Origin of the sequence: Paractinoplanes maris (genome assembly GCF_023544465.1) — a bacterium.
GTDB classification, from domain to species: Bacteria; Actinomycetota; Actinomycetes; order Mycobacteriales; family Micromonosporaceae; genus Actinoplanes; species Actinoplanes maris.
The window spans coordinates 295,709-311,110 of the sequence record NZ_JALPVL010000007.1 but is presented as its reverse complement, the minus strand read 5'-3'; the positions used below and the strand labels follow the sequence as shown (position 1 = coordinate 311,110).

The 15,402-nt window shown below is 72.6% G+C and carries 11 protein-coding genes; 7 read left to right on the top strand and 4 right to left on the bottom strand.

The window, feature by feature from the left end; all coding sequences use genetic code 11:
• The first annotated feature begins 28 nt into the window (after positions 1-28).
• Positions 29-1,834, top strand: a complete 1,806-nt coding sequence (locus NAG42_RS21980; protein WP_250032609.1) for an AfsR/SARP family transcriptional regulator — start codon at positions 29-31, stop codon at positions 1,832-1,834.
• Positions 1,835-1,851: 17 nt separating this feature from the next.
• Here NAG42_RS21980 and NAG42_RS21975 read toward each other — a convergent pair whose 3' ends face one another.
• On the bottom strand, positions 1,852-2,673 hold the full coding sequence (locus NAG42_RS21975) for a hypothetical protein (RefSeq protein ID WP_250032607.1): 822 nt from the start codon (positions 2,671-2,673) through the stop codon (positions 1,852-1,854).
• 136 nt (positions 2,674-2,809) lie between these two features.
• Here NAG42_RS21975 and NAG42_RS21970 point away from each other — a divergent pair, with 136 nt between their 5' ends.
• Genes NAG42_RS21970 through NAG42_RS21960 form a run of 3 tightly spaced genes read left to right on the top strand, consistent with a single transcriptional unit; the run spans position 2,810 to position 5,830 of the window.
• Complete coding sequence (locus NAG42_RS21970) at positions 2,810-4,177, top strand: FAD-dependent monooxygenase family protein (protein WP_250032605.1); 1,368 nt, start codon at positions 2,810-2,812, stop codon at positions 4,175-4,177.
• Positions 4,174-4,668 carry a nuclear transport factor 2 family protein gene (locus tag NAG42_RS21965; protein ID WP_250032603.1) on the top strand — a complete coding sequence of 165 codons (495 nt, stop codon included), beginning with the start codon at positions 4,174-4,176 and terminating at the stop codon, positions 4,666-4,668. Before NAG42_RS21970 ends, NAG42_RS21965 begins: the two co-directional genes overlap by 4 nt.
• 40 nt (positions 4,669-4,708) lie before the next feature.
• Positions 4,709-5,830 carry an FAD-dependent monooxygenase gene (locus NAG42_RS21960; RefSeq protein ID WP_250032601.1) on the top strand — a complete coding sequence of 374 codons (1,122 nt, stop codon included), beginning with the start codon at positions 4,709-4,711 and terminating at the stop codon, positions 5,828-5,830.
• Here the strand turns inward: NAG42_RS21960 and NAG42_RS21955 are convergent.
• On the bottom strand, positions 5,757-7,280 hold the full coding sequence (locus NAG42_RS21955; protein WP_250032599.1) for an FAD-dependent oxidoreductase: 1,524 nt from the start codon (positions 7,278-7,280) through the stop codon (positions 5,757-5,759). The two genes, NAG42_RS21960 and NAG42_RS21955, sit on opposite strands and share 74 nt — an antisense overlap.
• Between NAG42_RS21955 and NAG42_RS21950 the strand changes: the two genes are divergently transcribed.
• Positions 7,246-8,085, top strand: a complete 840-nt coding sequence (locus NAG42_RS21950) for an SDR family NAD(P)-dependent oxidoreductase (protein ID WP_250032597.1) — start codon at positions 7,246-7,248, stop codon at positions 8,083-8,085. The genes NAG42_RS21955 and NAG42_RS21950 overlap by 35 nt on opposite strands.
• Positions 8,086-8,118: 33 nt before the next feature.
• Here NAG42_RS21950 and NAG42_RS21945 read toward each other — a convergent pair whose 3' ends face one another.
• On the bottom strand, positions 8,119-8,961 hold the full coding sequence (locus NAG42_RS21945) for a GNAT family N-acetyltransferase (protein ID WP_250032595.1): 843 nt from the start codon (positions 8,959-8,961) through the stop codon (positions 8,119-8,121).
• Between the two features lie 47 nt (positions 8,962-9,008).
• On the opposite strand from NAG42_RS21945, the gene NAG42_RS21940 reads away from it, so the two are divergent.
• Both NAG42_RS21940 and NAG42_RS21935 read left to right on the top strand, forming a co-directional pair.
• Positions 9,009-9,476, top strand: a complete 468-nt coding sequence (locus NAG42_RS21940; protein WP_250032593.1) for a cupin domain-containing protein — start codon at positions 9,009-9,011, stop codon at positions 9,474-9,476.
• Positions 9,477-9,685: 209 nt separating this feature from the next.
• Positions 9,686-12,481, top strand: coding sequence for a helix-turn-helix transcriptional regulator (locus NAG42_RS21935; protein ID WP_250032591.1), 2,796 nt, complete (start codon positions 9,686-9,688; stop codon positions 12,479-12,481).
• Between the two features lie 31 nt (positions 12,482-12,512).
• Here NAG42_RS21935 and NAG42_RS21930 read toward each other — a convergent pair whose 3' ends face one another.
• Complete coding sequence (locus tag NAG42_RS21930) at positions 12,513-15,302, bottom strand: AfsR/SARP family transcriptional regulator (RefSeq protein WP_250032574.1); 2,790 nt, start codon at positions 15,300-15,302, stop codon at positions 12,513-12,515.
• Positions 15,303-15,402: the final 100 nt, after the last annotated feature.

Sequence of the window (15,402 nt, the reverse complement as noted above, 5' to 3'; positions counted from 1 at the left end):
CCCGGCGGCGGCATCCGTCGTCCGTCGCATGGTGCGCTTCACTCTGCTGGGCCCGGTGCGGGTCGTCATGGATGCCGGAGACGTGGCTCTGGGGACACCCCAGCAGCGCGGACTGCTGGCCCTGCTGCTCCTGCGGAACACGCCGGTGCCGATCGACGACATCGTGGACGCGCTGTGGGGCGAGGACCCCCCGGCGTCGGCGCACAGCACCGTTCGCACCTACGCCGCCCGTCTGCGGCACGTCCTCGCCGGTGGTGGGGCCGAACTGCGGCGGTCGGCGAGCGGCTACCACCTCGCGCGCAACGGGGCCGGTGTCGACGCGGACGAGTTCGACCGGCTCGTCGGCACCGCCCGCGAGTCCCGTCACTCCGGGGACATCGCCGGCGCCGCCACCGCGCTGCGCGCCGCACTCGAGGTCTGGTCCGGTCCGGCGCTGGGCGGCGTCCGAGCCGATTTCGCCGCCACCCAGCGCACCCGGCTCGAGGAATCCCGGCGCGCCGCTCGTGAACAGCTGTTCGACGCGGAATTGGCGCTCGGCCGGCACGAGGCGATCCGCGCGGATCTGGGCGCGGCCGTGGCCGACCGGCCGTTGGACGAGCGCCTGACCGAGCTCTGGATGGCCGCCCTGCACCGCTCCGGGCGGACGGTGGAGGCGCTCGAGGCGTTCCGCCGGCTGCGCACCGGGCTGCACGACCAGCTCGGTCTCGAACCCGGTGCCGAGCTGCAGCGGCTGCATCAGCGTCTGCTGCAGGGCGACGAGGCCGTCGGCGAGCCCGAGGTGACCGCCTCGCGGCCGGCGGCCCGGCCGGTTCAGATACCTCCGGACGTACGGGATTTCACCGGCCGTCACGCCGAGGTCGACCAGCTGTGCCGGGTGCTCACCGAGGACGGCGGGATACCGGTCGCCGGCCTCACCGGTCTCGGCGGGGCGGGCAAGACGACCCTGGCCGTCCACGTGGCCCATCTCCTGGCCGACCGCTTCCCGGACGGGCGGATGTACCTCGATCTGCGCGCCCGCACCGGCCGGGCCGTGAGTGCGCAGGAGGCCCTCGGATCGCTGCTCCGCTCGCTCCGGCCGGACATCTCGCTGCCCGGCACGGCAGCCGAGCGCTCCGCTCTGTGGCGCACGATGACGGCCGGGCGCCGGATGTTGGTCGTTCTCGATGATGCGGACACCAGCGAGCAGGTGGAGCCGCTGTTGCCGGGCTGCGCGGTGGTGGTGACGGCGAGCCGCCGGCTGCTGGAGCTGCCGGCGGTGGCGTGGCAGCGGCTCGGCCCGCTCAGCGACCAGGAGTCGCTGCGCCTTCTCGGCGAGATCGCCGGGCACCGGCGGGTCGGCGCCGAACCGGATGCGGCCCGGGAGCTGGTCACCGCCTGCTCCGGGCACGCCTTGTCGGTCCGGGTGGCCGCCGCCCGGCTGCTGGACCGGCCGTTGTGGACGATCCGGCAGATCATGGAGCAGCTGGCCGGCGATCTGCGGGCGCCGGTCGTCATGCACGAGGACTGCAAGATCGTCGACGAGCCGATCCGGCGGGCGGAGGCGCGGCTCGGGCCGGTGGCGGCCGAGGTGTTCCGTCTCGCCGCTCTTGCCGCATCACCGATCCGTACCGTGGCCGAAGTGACCGCGATGACCGGGCTCACCCGGATCGAGGCGCGCGGGGCTCTGGAGGAGCTGGTGGATGCCCACCTGGTGGAGGCGCTGGACATCGACACCTACCGGTACGCGGTGCTGATCCAGGCCTTCGCGCGGCGCCGGGCCGAGCAGGTCGAAGGCCCGGACCGCTGCCGGGCGGCGCTGGCCGGCCTGAGCCGCAGGCTGGTCGCGGTGGCCTGAGTGCCCGGCTTCCGCGCTCAGTCCCGGACCTCCCGCCAGACCCAGTCCCGGCCGATCCGCAACGGTCGGAAGCCGAACCGCAACATGGTGTTGTAGGACTGGTTCGATCCCGGAGACTCGGGCTCCTCGACGTCGACGAACAGCCATCGGACGCCCTGGGCCGCCGCGGCCGCCGCGCGGGCGGCGAGCATGGCGGACTGGCCACCCCGGCGCCGATGGGCGGGCAGGGTCACGGCCCCGCTCAGCGATGCGACCTCTCCGTCGGCGACGAGAACCGAGGCGCCGACCGCCTCCGTGCCCGCCCACGCCCCGTAGGCGATCGTCCCGGGCCAGGCGAAGCTGGCGGTCATGAGCCCGCGCAGGTCCTCCGACATCCCGAATCCCCGGGGGTAGACGTCGGCCACCTCGGCGCTCGTCGCCTCGTCGACGCGCTCGATCCGCAGGTCCGTGACCGCCACCGGCAGCGGCTCGACGGCGCGGACGAGCTTGACCATGGCGGCGCCGGTGCCGATGCCGTACCGGTCGCGGAGGTGGTCCCATCCCTGCGGCAGCAAGGCGTCCGGAATCGAGAGCACGGCCGAGGTGACCCCGGCGTCGCGGAAGAAACCGATGGTCTCGTCGAGAACGTCGTCGTCGACCGGCCGGTCGAGTCCCAGCCCGAGCGCGCGGTTCCAATAACCGCCCGTCGGGTCGGTCCGCATGGCCAGGGTCACGCGCGCGCCGGCGCGAGCCGAGACCATGCCGAGCCGTCGTGCGTCCGCCGTGGGAGCAGCGTCCCAAAGAGACGCGAAGGCTGCGGCCTCGGCCTGTGCGGCCATCGAGTTCATGGTGTCGGTCATGGGATCCCTTGTCTGTCGGAGGATTTGCCGGGAACTACGTCGGCGTGGAGAGAAGGTTCACCTCGAACCAGCAGGGCCACCGACCGTCTCACCTGGAGAGGCGCCATCCGGCGCCGACCGGGTGAGGAGGACTGTCATGTCGCACGTCACGAGGGAACGCAATGGCCAGGCCGTGGTGGTCGGTGGGTCGCTGGCCGGCCTGCTGGCCGCCCGGGTGCTGAGCGACGTCTACGAGCAGGTGGTGGTCCTCGACCGGGACGTGCTCCCGGAGCGGCCGGTGCCTCGCCGTGGTGTGCCGCAGGGGCGTCAGGCGCACGGCCTGCTGGCCCGGGGCGCGATGACGATCGAGTCGCTGATCGGGGGTTTCGAGTCGGACGTCGTGGCCGCCGGTGCCTCGATCGGCGACGCCGCGAACGACATCCGCTGGTATCTGGACGGCCGGCCGATCCTGGCCCAGGAGTCCGGCCTGCCGGCCGTCATGGCCGGCCGCGCGCTGGTCGAGCACGTGGTGCGGCAGCGGGTCGCCGCCATCGCGAACGTGCGGATCGTCGATGCGACCGAGGTGACCGGCCTGCGAGTCAGCGGGGACGGGTCCCTGGTGACCGGCGTCCGGCTGGCCGGAGCGGACCGGCCGGTGGACGCGGATCTGGTGGTCGACGCGGGCGGCCGGGGATCCCGCAGCCCGAGGTGGCTGGCCGATCTGGGGCTGCCCGAGGTCCCGCGGGAGACGGTGGAGCTCGGCCTCAGCTCGGTGTCGCGGCATTTCCGGAGCCGGGGCCGTCACCTGGACGGCCGGCTCGGCGGCAACTCACCGGCCCATCCGGGTCAGCCGCACAGCGGTCTGGTGCTGGCCGAGGAGAACGACACCTGGGTGGTCTCGATGAACGGCTGGTTCTCCGAGACACCGCCGACGGACCTGGCCGGGATGCTGGCCTACGCCGGGACACTCGACAACCCGGACCTCGCGGAGATCATCCGAGATGCCGAGCCGATCGGCGAGCCGGCGTTCATGCGCTTCCCGCACGCGGTGCGGCGCCGGTACGCCGATCTGGCCGGCCGGCCCGGGAACTATCTGGTGGCGGGCGACGCGCTGTGCTCGCTGAGTTATGTCTACGGGCAGGGGATGACCGTCGCGGCCTTGCAGGCGCAGGCGCTCGCGGAGGTGCTCAGGGCGGGGACGGACAAGCTGGGTGACCGGTTCTTCGCCGCCGCCGACGCCGTCCTGGACGGCCCCTGGGCCGCGGCGACGTCCAACGATCTGCGCTTCCCGCAGGCGGTGGGGGTTCGCCGGCCGGTCGATCCGGCCCAGGCCGCCTACCTCGGTGCGGTCCGTGCGGCGACGGCAACCGATCCCGACGTCGCGCGGGCGTTCCTCCGGGTCTTCCATCTCGTCGACCCGGCGTCCGCACTGGCCGCGCCGGAGATCGCGGCCCGGATCCGCCGGCCCGGCGTCAACGTTTCGTCGGCGTTGCGTCGGCGCCGGCTTGATGGGATCAAATCATGACTGACACGATCACCACCCCCGCGACCCTCGCCGCCCTTCTCGACCGGGCCGCCATCACCGACACCCTCCACCGCTACGCCGCCGGCCTCGATCTCAACGACGCCGGCCTGCTCACCTCCTCGCTCACCGAGGACGCCGTCGTCGATCTCGGCCCGGCCATGCGGCGCATCGGGTACGACTTCCCCGCGCTCGCCCCGCGGGAGACCGTCGTCACCACCCTGATCGGTGCGGTGGGGCCGCTGGACTCCAGCCACTCCATCAGCAACGTCCGCATCACGATCGACGGCGACCGCGCCACGGTGCTCGCCTACGCCCAGGCGCAGCACTTCAAGCCGGGCGCTGGTTCCGACCCGGCGGTGACCCGTCACGCCTTAATGATGAACCGCTACACCGCCACCATGGTCCGGGACGGCGAGCAGTGGCGCATCCGGCACCTCGACATCGCCAACGCCTGGTTCGAAGGCGACGCGCTCATGCTGCTCGGCGAGTAAGGCAGCCGCAATCGCACACCGACCGACTCGGGGGAGATCCGTGGCCGACAAGTCCATACTGATCGTCGGCGGTGGCATCGCCGGACTCGCACTGCGGCGCGCGCTGCGCCGGCGCGGCATCGCCTCGACAGTGGTGGAGCGCTTTCCGGACGGCGGCCGCAGCGGCCTCGCCATCCACCTGACCGGTAACGCGATCGCCGCGCTGCACCTGCTCGGGCTGGGCGACGGCGTCGAGCAGCTCGGCCGCCCGGTCCGCCACCGGGAATACCGCAACGAGACCGGGCGCCTTCTGTGCACGATGGACGAGGAGGCGATGTGGCGGCCCGGGAGCCGGCCCCGGCTCGTCCGCCGCTCGGATCTGATGGCCCTTCTCCAGGACGCGCCGGGCGGCGGGACGCCGAGCCGGTCCGCCGCGGTGGAGGCGGTGCGCCTGACCCCGGAGGGCGCAGCGGTGACCTTCGCCGATCGCCACGTGGAGGATCACGACCTGGTGGTCGGGGCGGACGGCGTGCATTCGGTCGTCCGCTCGCAGGTTCTGGGTACGGCGGGCACGCGCAGTGCGCTGCTCAGCACGGCCAGCTGGCGGGGCATGGCGCCCAACCCCGGCGTGGACTGCCTGAGCGCCTGGACCGGACGGCGAAGCGCCGCCTTGCTCATCCCGCTGTCCGACGAGGAGGTCTACTTCTACGCCTCGTCGGTCGACGGTGGCCCGGTCGAGGACGATCCGGCTTGGCTGGAGCAGACGTTCCGCGACTTCGCCGGCCCGGTTCCCGAGGTGGTCGACGCCCTGCTGGCCGAGCCCTCCCGGCTGTACCACTCGCCTGTCACCGAGGTCCGCATCCCGGCCTGGAGCAAGGGGCGCTGCGTGCTGATCGGCGATGCCGCGCACGCCACCGCGCCGGTCTGGGGCGCCGGGGCCGGGCTGGCCATGGAGGACGCGCTGGTGCTGGCCGATGTCCTCAGCGACACCGACGGGGATGCGGCCGGTCCCCGATTCGAGGCGCGGCGCCGGGCGAGGGTCGACCACATCGCGAAGATGACCGACCTGACCAGCCGCGGCGCCGGCACGCCGGCCTGGATCCGCCGGATCATGCTGCCCCGGACGTACCGGGCGACTTATGGCCCGATGAGCCGGCCGATCGAGCTGCGAACGCCGGCCTGACCGGGGAGGTCCGGTTGACGGAGCCTCGGATCACCCGCAACAGCTCCTGACGATCGGGCCCGTCGGCGAAGGCGGGCCGCCATCCCGCGGCGATGCGTTCCCGTGCCGCGACTTCCACCGGGGCCAACGCGGACGGCAGCACCCGCATGTCCAGGTACTGCCCGATGACGTCGCGCCATCGTGGCTCACCGGCGACGGCTCGGGTGATGGTCGCGGAGGGCAGCCGGCCGTCGATCTCCAGGTCGCCCCCGTCCCACATCCCGATGACGCCGGCGTCGTCGAGCACCTGGTCGTGGAACCAGGGCAGCATCCGGCCGGTGCACCAGGCGTCGAACCGGCGGGTCACGCTGTCCCGGTCGTGGCCGGCGTCGATGAGCTCGAGCAGGGCCCGGGCCTGTATCAGGGATGTGGCGATCCCGCGGCCGTACATCGGGCTCGGGGAGAAGACCGCGTCACCGACGTGTATCACCCCGGGCGTGTCGATCTCGTCCTTCGTGAGCTGGCCCCGATAGATGTTGCGCATCGCGCCGCCGGGGTACACGCGGGAGATGGGCCGCACCTTGTCGGCTGTCATGAGCGCGGCGAGCGGCGGTACGGCCGCGGTCGCCGCCTCGTAGGCCTCCGGGTGCCGCAGCACGGTCAGGTCGCGGTCGTCCGCGCGGCGCACGAACAGCGTCGAGATGACGTTGCTGTCACTGGGAAAGACGCGGACCAGGTATCCGGGGAGATTCCAGATGTGCCGGGCGCCGGCGTAGAACTCGTCGCGTGCCCCGGGTGCCACCTGATACTCGCGGGACACGTAGGCCAGGCCGGAATCGACATCCAGACCGGCCGTACGCCGATGTTTCAGGAACCGGGCCCGGCCGGTGGCGTTCAGAACGAGATCAGCCGTGCTGATGCCGGTGTCGCTGATCAGCACCGGCCGTCCGGCGGCATCGGTCCGGATGTCCCGGGCGCTGCCGGCGAGCATCGTGACGCCGGGCTCGCCGCTCAGGGCCCGGCGGAAGACCGCCTCGTACACGCTCCGCCGCACCCCCATCTGCCCCTCGGCGAGATAGGCACCGTCGGCCACGAGCGCCTCCAGCACCCCCGGCAGCTCCGCCCGCAGCGCCTCGGCGATCTGCGAGCGAAACGCGTGCGGTTGGCGGAACTGCGGGACCCCGGGACGCTCCCAGGAGCCGTCCGCGGCGGGGCCGGGGTCCCGGTCCAGCACGGTCACCGCGTGTCCGCGCCGGGCCAGAGCGAGTGCGAGGAAGGAACCGGTCGGTCCGGCCCCGATCACCATGATGTCCATACCACCGGCGACGGGCGGCGGGAGACGAAGTTCACCCGCGACCCGGCCGAACCCCTCGTCGCGGACGCCGTCGTGCGGGACGGAGAGCGGGATGTGCCCGCCGGATCGGGAAGGGGCCGCAATGAACGCGTTGACCGGCAAGGTCGCCGTGGTCACGGGGGCGACCAGCGGCATCGGGGTGGACGTGGCGCGGGCGTTCGTGCACGAGGGGGCTCAGGTCGTCCTGGCCGGGCGACGGCGGACCGAGGGGGAGGCCGTGGCCGTGGAGCTGGGGCCGGCCGCGTCGTTCCTGACGGCCGACGTGTCGCGCGAGGACGACGTCGCGGCCCTGCTGGACTTCGCCGTGCGGCGGCACGGCCGGCTTGACGTGCTGGTCAACAACGCCGGGTCACCCTCGCACCTGGGCCGCATCGAGGACGTCGACGTCGCGGCGTTCCGCGCCACCCAGGAGGTGAACGTCATGGGCGCGCTGTACGGCATCAAGCACGCGGTCGGCCACCTGCGCCGGACCGGCGGCAGCATCATCAACATGGCCAGCATCACGGGGCAGCGGGTCGTCTACGCCGGTGTCGCGTACTCGGTCTCCAAGGCCGCGCTCATCAACCTCACCAAGTGGGCGGCGGCCGACCTGGGCCAGGACGGGATCCGGGTGAACAGCATCTCCCCGGGGTTCATCACGACCGGGCGTTTCGGCAAGGCGGCCGGCGTCACCGAGGAACAGGCGCAGGCCCGCCTCGAGGCGCTCGAGGCGTACGCGCGGGAGCAGGCCCGGTCCCTGCAGGCCATTCCCCGGCCGGGTTTCGGCCCGGACGTCGCCGGGGCGGCGGTCTACCTGGCGAGCGAGGCCAGCTCGTACGTGACGGGCCTGGATCTGGTCGTGGACGGCGGTTTGTCGCTCGGGCAGCCCGGGGAGGCGATGGCGCGCATCCGGGACGCCATGACGAGCGTCTATCTCGGTTGAGCAGCCGGCCGCCCATGGGCGGCCGGCTCCGCGTCACCAGGCGAACAAACGGTATTCGCTGACCTGGTCGAAGCCCAGGCGCTGATAGACCATGGCGCCTCGAGGGCTTGCCGTCAGGGTGGCGACCTTCAGTCCCCGGCCCTTCGCCTCGCGCAGCAGTTCCGCGGTCAGCGCGGTCGCGATGCCACGGCTCTCGAACTTCGCGATCGTCGCCATGTTGTAGATGCCGGCCACACCATGACTGATCGACAGCACGCCGCAGGCGACCGGCCGGTCGCCGGCCCACGCGACGTAGCGCAGCTGTTCCTCGTGCCGGCCGTCCCGGGCGAGCTCGACCTGGGTGGTGGCGTCCGTGTCGGCCGCGGACATACCGTTCGGCACCGGATAGGTCGCGGCGAACGCGGCGAGTTCGGCATCGGTGTGCGCCTGCTCGATGCGGATGCCGTCCGGTGCCGGCACGGCGGGCACACCGTCCAGCCGCGCCGCCATCACGGGGACGACTCCGGCGAGGGAAGCGCCCCGGCTCAGGAGCAGATCCGCGACGTCCGGATCGCTGTCAACGGGATGGTTCCACCACATCCAGCTGGTGCCCTCGAGCACCTCGCGGGCCCGGCGCACCGCGGTGTCGATGTCGATGCCGCGGGCCCGCAGGACGCCGTTGAGCAGTCCGTGCCGGAGACCGCTGCGGTAGATCGGCAGTTCGGCATCGGTGTCGTCGGCGCTGCCCCAGCTGAGCCAGTAGGCGCGGTTGTTGGCCAGTTGCGGGGCCAGATCCCGGACGGAGGAGACAACGGGAGTCAGTGAGTTCACGAGCAGGACGACGCACCGGACCGGTCGAAGTTCGCCCGCATCCACGGTGTTGATGAATCGAACCATGCGGCCGGTGAACCGTCGTTCTTCCCAGGAACTACCGGAGGGACGTCATGTCAGTCTTCACCACCCCGGACGATCAGCCGGTGTACCGGCTCCTCAACTCGGACGCCCGGATGCTGGCCACCGAGCAACAGACCGAGGGCGAGCTCACCGTGGTCGAAAGCACCGGGAACCGCGGGCATTCCACGCCCCGGCACCGGCACCTGCGAGCCACCGAGACCTTCATCCTGCTCGCGGGCGAGATGATCATCGAGGTGGGTGACGAACGCCGGGAGGCCGCGGCGGGTCACGTCGCGATCCTGCCGCGCGGCATCCCGCACAGCTTCGTCGTGGTCAGCCCGTCGGTCCGGTATCTGACCGTGCACACGCCCGGCGGCTTCGATCGCTTCGTCCGCGATCTGAGCATCGCCTCGGCGGGAACCGGGCCGGCGGACGCCGCGACGCTGGCGGCCGTCGCCGCGCAGCACGGTATCGAGATGCTCGGCCCCGGCCTGCCCCTGCCCCGGCACGGAGAGTGACGGGGAGCGCAAGCGCCGCCCGGTGAGATGTACGCGTGTCGGCGGATGCCCGCGTATCAGCCGGTCGGCGACGGTAGCTACATGCCTGTCGCCACCACCTCGACCACCCCCGCCAAGCCCGTCCGGCCCATCGCCGCACCGGCCTGGTGAGAGCTCCGCCTCCGCTGCTGAGCAGTGGATCCCGGCCGGTGTGAATCTAGAATGCCGGTATGGATCCGTTGCTGGGACGTGTGCCGGAACTGGCCTCGCTGACCGCGGCGGTCCGCGATCTGCGCCGCGGCCGGGGTGGCCTGTTCTGGCTGGAGGGCGAGCCCGGGATCGGCAAGACCGCCCTGCTCGACACGGCGATCGAGGCGGCCCGGACCGAGGGCATGGACATCTATCGGGCGACGGCCGAGGAAGCGCTGCAGACCTTTCCGCTACGGCTGTTCGGCGGCCTGCTCGGCAACCAGGCGCCCGCTGCGGTGAGCACCGCCGGTGGCCCCGATCCCCTCCTGGTGGCGGTCGAGGAGATCGTCGACGACGTGCTGCGCCGCAGCGCCCGCGGTCCGGTCCTGATCGCGCTCGAGGACCTGCAGTGGGCCGACCCCGATTCGCTGACGACGTGGTTACGGCTGATCCGCGAGGCGTCGCATCACCGCATTCTGCTGGTCGGAACGGCCGCGACAGCACCGGACATCGACCGCCGGACCTGGCGCCCCCGGACAGCTGTCGTCGCCGCGGGCGGGACGGTGATGGAGCTCAGCCCCCTCGACCCCGGCGAGGCGCTCGACCTGTTCTCCCGGGAGCTGGGCACGAGACCGGGACCGCGACTGCGCTTGTTGCTCGCCGAGGCGGGCGGCAATCCGTTCTACGTGTCCGAGCTCGCGCGGTCCCTGGTCCGGGAGGGCTTGCTCACCGAGCGGGGCGGCGAGGCCGAATTGCGTACGGGTGGAGCCGAGCCACCCGCCTCGCTCGGGGCCGCCCTGCACCGGCGCCTGCGGCTGCTCAGCGACGAGACCCACCGGTTGCTGCGGATGGCCGCGCTGCTCGGCGGGGAGTTCGACGCGCAGGAGCTGGCCATCGTGCTCGACCGTCCGGCCGCCGGCCTGGTCGAGAACCTGCGGGAGGCCCACGCCGCCGACGTGATTGTCGAGACCGGCGACGGGCGGCTCGCCTTCCGGCACGGACTGATCCGCCGCGCCCTCACCGATGAGCTCTCGGCCTCCCTGCGCACCGCGCTGCACCAGCAGTTCGCCGAGGCCCTCGCCCAGCACGGCATGCCCTTCGCCTCGGTCGCCGCACACTTGCTCGCGGTGCCCGGTCAGCAGGCGCCGTGGGTCGCGAGCTGGCTGGCCGAGCTCCGCGAATGGGTCCTGCGTGTCTCGCCCGAGCCCGCCGCCGTGCTGCTGTCGGCGGCTCTCGAGGGAGCAGCCACGCCGCCCGCCCTGCGCGAGGTGCTGGCCGCCCGGCTGATGCCGATCGTGCAGGCCCTGGGCCGGGACGCGCAGACCACCGAGGCGGCCGCCGGCCTGCTGCGCATCTCAGCCGACCCGGTCCGCCGGGCCGACGCCTGGCTGGCCCGGCTGGCCGTGACCAATCGGACCGGCCGGTTCCCGGAGGCGCTCGCGCTGAGCGAGAAGGCCCTGGCCGATCCGCTGCTGACGGCCGGAAGCCGGGCCTGGATCCGGTCCCGCCGGGCCCTGTATCTGCTCAAGAGCGGTGCGCTCGCGGCCGGCGAGGCCGAAGGCAGCCGGGCTCTGGCCGAGGCGGAAGCGGCCGATGACGCCGTCGCCGTCGGGTACGCCCACCAGGCCCTGGCCGCCATCGGGCACGACCCGGGCGCGGCCCTGGTCCATCTGGACGCCGGACTGGCCGCGCTCGACGAGGCCGGAGTGACCGGTGAGCGACCCGCCCTGCACATGATGCTCCTCAACAACCGTCTGGCCGCCTTGAACAACCTCGGCCACCCGGCGGAGTTCCGGGAGGCGGCCCGCACCGTTCCGGAGCTGATCCGGCGCACCGGGCGCAACCGGGCCGCGATGCTGGTGCTCAGCGTGGCCATGGGCAGTTACGACATCGGGGACTGGGACGACGCGCTGTCGTACCTGCGCCTGATGCCGGACGAACTGCCCGCCGCGCTACGTATGGGACGACATGGGCAGGCCGCGCTGATCCTGGCTCACCAGCAGCGGTGGAGCGAGGCCACGCTCGAGCTGGCGGCCGGGTCGGCCATCACGATCGCCGGCGCGGACACGCACATCTATTCCGGCTACCTCGTCGCGGCGAAGGCCATGCGCGCGGAGGCGGACGGCGACCCGCGGCAGGCCGCCGAGCTGCTGGCCACGTGGGTCGAACCGGCCATCGGCATCGAAGGGCGCGAGCGGTACATGTGGCTGCCCGGCCTGACCCGGGTGTCGTCGGCCATCGGCGATCGGCAACTCGCGGCCACGGCCGTCGCCGCGGCGGCCGAGGACGCCGCGGCGGCCGACGCTCTTCCGATGCAACGCGCGGCGGCGCGGCTGACCCGCGCCCAGTTCGAGGACGACACCGCCGAGCTGCGCCGGGTGATCGGCGTCTACGAGCACCACGGCTGGCGCTACATGGCGGCGTTCGCCGCCGAGGAGCTGGCGGTCCGGTTGGCCGCGACCGGCCACGGCAGCGAGGCGCGGGAGGTCTTCAACGACGCCGTACGGGGATACTTCGCGCTCGGCGCCGCCGGAGACCTGCGCCGGGCCGACTCCCGGTTGCGTCCCCACGGCATCCGGCGGGGCAGCCGCACACTCGACCAGCGGCCGGCCGGGGGCGGGGAGGCGCTGACCGCGGCCGAGCGCCGGGTGGCCGAGCTGGTCGCCCAGGGCCGGACCAACCCGGATGTGGCGAAGGAGCTCTTCCTGTCGCCCCGGACCGTGCAGACCCACGTCACCCGGATCCTGCGGAAGCTCGGCTACACCTCACGCATGCAATTGGTGCACGCCCACGGGTCAGGCCAGGGTCTGGGTGACCCGACCGGTGCCGCCGGATAGCGTCACCACGGCGTGCGCGCCGGTACGCCGGTCAGTCGCGGTCCCGGGCGCTCCGCAGCCGGCCGACCAGCTCCAGCGCGTACTTGGTGCGGGTGTCGTCGAAAGAGGTGAGCGCCTTCTCCCAGGCCTCTTGGGCGGCGTCCCACCGGCCGGACGCCGCGAGGATGTCGCCGTTGGTGGTGAACGCCTCGGCCTGGGTGATGCGGTAATGCGTTCCGGTGAGACGGTCGATCCCGCGCTGCGAGAAGCTCAGCGCGTCGGCGAGCCGGCCCTGGGTCAGGGCGCTGCGGGCCAGCAGCTCGTCGCAGATCGCCAGACCCTGGACGTCGCCGGTCGCGGTGCAGATCTCGGCGGCGCGACGGGCGAGGGACTCCGCCGCCTGCGGGCGCTCCGTGACGAGATAGTTGGCCATGACCTGCAGTGCGCTGGCCTCGGCGGTGCGCAGGCCATGCTTGCGCAGCAGCAGGATGGCCGTGCGGTGCGAGCGGATGGCCTCGGCGTAGGCGCCCGTGGTGAGCAGGACGCGGGAGAGGTTCATCAGCACGTGGGCCCGTTCGGGGTCCATCCCGGCCTGGTCGAAGAGGTCGAGGGCCGAGCGGAGATGCCTCAGTGCCTCGTCGTAGTGGCCCAGGAAGAACAGGGCGCCGGCCACCGACCGGTCCATGTGCGCCCGGCCCTCCACGTCACCGGCCGCGGTGGCCGCGTCGAGCGCCAGCTGAGCGACGTCGCGCCACTCGCTCCACCAGCAGTAGCGGTGGTAGAAGAGCTGCATGGACAGCACGAGCGGCCACGCCCGGGAAGCCTCACCCCGGCGTACGGCGTCCTCGACGATCGCCCGGAGCACGTCGTGCTCGGTGAGGAACCATTCCATCGCGGGGGTTCCGTCGGCGGATTCCGCCGCGTCGCGGGGGAGCGGGGGCACCTGGCCGGAGCCCTCGATGAGGCGGTTGGCCGAGTCGGCCCCGTCCTGGTAGAAGTCCTGGAGCCGGTGGAGCGCGACCTCCCGCGTGTCCCGGGAATCGTTCTCCTGGGCCAGCTCCAGCGCGTAGGTGCGCACCAGCAGGTGCAGGCGATAGCGCTGCGGCCGGTGCTGGGTCACGAGTCGTGTGCGCAACAGTTCGGCCAGCAGCCCGCGGGTCCGCCCGCCATCGGTGCCGGCCAGGGCGGACGCCGACGGCGCGGTGATGTCCGGCCCCGGATGAAGCGACAGCAGCCGGAACAGGCGGGCGGCGGCCGGCGTGAGCCGTCGGTAGGACCAGGAGAAGATCGCGCGGAGGTCGTTGTCCAGGTTGTCGTCGGCGAAGGCGTCGAGAGTCAGCCGCGCCTCCCGCAGCTCCGACAGGATGGTGCTCAACGGCTGATCGGCGGCCCGGGCGGCGACCACCGCCATGGCCAGGGGGAGGCGTCCGCAGCGTTCGATGATCTCGTCGAGAGCCGCCTTCTCGGTCCGGGCGCGGTCGGGTCCGATCCGGTTGACAAAGCCGGCTCGGGCCTCCTCGGCGCCGGGCGTGTCCAGCGTCAGCAGGTTGGCGCCGATCGTGGCGGCCAGGGGAGCGAGCCGGGTGCGGCTGGTCACGATGACCAGGCAGTTCGGCGTGCCCGGAAGCAGCGGTTCGATCTGCTCGGCGGCGTAGGCGTTGTCCAGCATCACGAGTAGGCGACGGTCGGCGAGGACACTGCGGTAGAGCGCGGCCCGGGACTCGACGCCGGCGTTGCCGGGCGGTTCCACGACGCCCAGCGCGGAGAAGAAGGCGAGCAGGACGTCGCCCGGGTCGACCGGTGCCCGGTGGCCGTCGAAACCTCGCAGGTCGGCGTAGAGCTGCCCATCGGGGTATTCGGCGGCGAGCCGATGGGCCAGATGGATCCCCAGGGTGGTCTTGCCGACCCCCGGTATGCCGTCGATTCCCAGCACGACCGTCGATTCGGTACGCCGGCGCGCGTACCCCAGCAGCTTGTCGAGGGCGTCGTCGCGGCCGGTGAAGTACGGATGGTCGGAGGGGAGTTGCGCCGGACGAATGGCGTACGCCTGCTTCGGCGCGGGCTCGTCGTCCCGGGCGCTGTCAGCACCGTGCAGAACGGCTTGCAGCGACGCTTGGAGCTCCGTTCCCGCGACCACCCCCAGCTGGTCGTCCAGCTGCCGATTGACCTGTTGGTAGAGCCGGATGGCGTCGGCCTGCTTCCCGTCCGCGGCCAGCAGGCGCATGAGGTCGGCCTGGAGCGCCTCGTCGAAGGGGTTGCGCGCCGCCGACCGGCGCAGTGCCGGAAGGACGGCGGCGGGTTGCCCCAGATCCATCGCCAGCCGTGCTGCTTCCCGCGCGACGGAGGTGCATTCGTTCTCGAGGGCGACGAACGTCGGATGGTTGTCCACCGCGACGTCGAGCCCGGCGGCGCAGCGGTCCCGCCACAGCGCGAGCGCCGAGCCGAACAGTGCCAAGGCCTGCTCCGGGCGGCCCGATCGCGCCTGCGACCGGCCCCTGTCCACGTCCTGGCGGAAGGCGAGCAGGTCGAGGGAGCCGGCGCCGACCTTCAGCTGGTAACTGCCCGCACCGCCGGCCAGCCAGTGACCCTCGCCCCGGCGCGGCAGATCGGGTTCCAGCAGCCGGCGCAGTGCCCCGACGTAGCGGTGCACCACGTTGACGGCGCTGCTGGGCGGCCGCTCGACCCACACCAGCTCGACCAGATCGAACACGCTGACCTGCTCGCCGGCGCGAGCGAGCAGCAGCGCCAGGATGAGCCGCTGCTGCCTCGCGCCGAGGGCGAGCTCCCCGTCGCCCCGCCAGGCCCGCAGCGGACCGAGCAGGGTGAATCGTACGTCTGGCACTGTCGCGCGCTCCGGCTTGTCACGGCTGCTCGAAATCCTCGCCGCAACGGTACGCGCCGGATGGCCGTGCCGCCTGGTCGCTCACCTCAGGGAAAACACT

Coding starts and splice junctions, on each gene's coding strand:
- NAG42_RS21980 (WP_250032609.1), top strand. CDS start 29: ATGGTGCGCTTCACTCTGCTGGGCCCGGTGCGGGTCGTCATGGATGCC.
- NAG42_RS21975 (WP_250032607.1), bottom strand. CDS start 2,673: ATGACCGACACCATGAACTCGATGGCCGCACAGGCCGAGGCCGCAGCC.
- NAG42_RS21970 (WP_250032605.1), top strand. CDS start 2,810: ATGTCGCACGTCACGAGGGAACGCAATGGCCAGGCCGTGGTGGTCGGT.
- NAG42_RS21965 (WP_250032603.1), top strand. CDS start 4,174: ATGACTGACACGATCACCACCCCCGCGACCCTCGCCGCCCTTCTCGAC.
- NAG42_RS21950 (WP_250032597.1), top strand. CDS start 7,246: ATGAACGCGTTGACCGGCAAGGTCGCCGTGGTCACGGGGGCGACCAGC.
- NAG42_RS21945 (WP_250032595.1), bottom strand. CDS start 8,961: ATGGTTCGATTCATCAACACCGTGGATGCGGGCGAACTTCGACCGGTC.
- NAG42_RS21940 (WP_250032593.1), top strand. CDS start 9,009: ATGTCAGTCTTCACCACCCCGGACGATCAGCCGGTGTACCGGCTCCTC.
- NAG42_RS21935 (WP_250032591.1), top strand. CDS start 9,686: ATGGATCCGTTGCTGGGACGTGTGCCGGAACTGGCCTCGCTGACCGCG.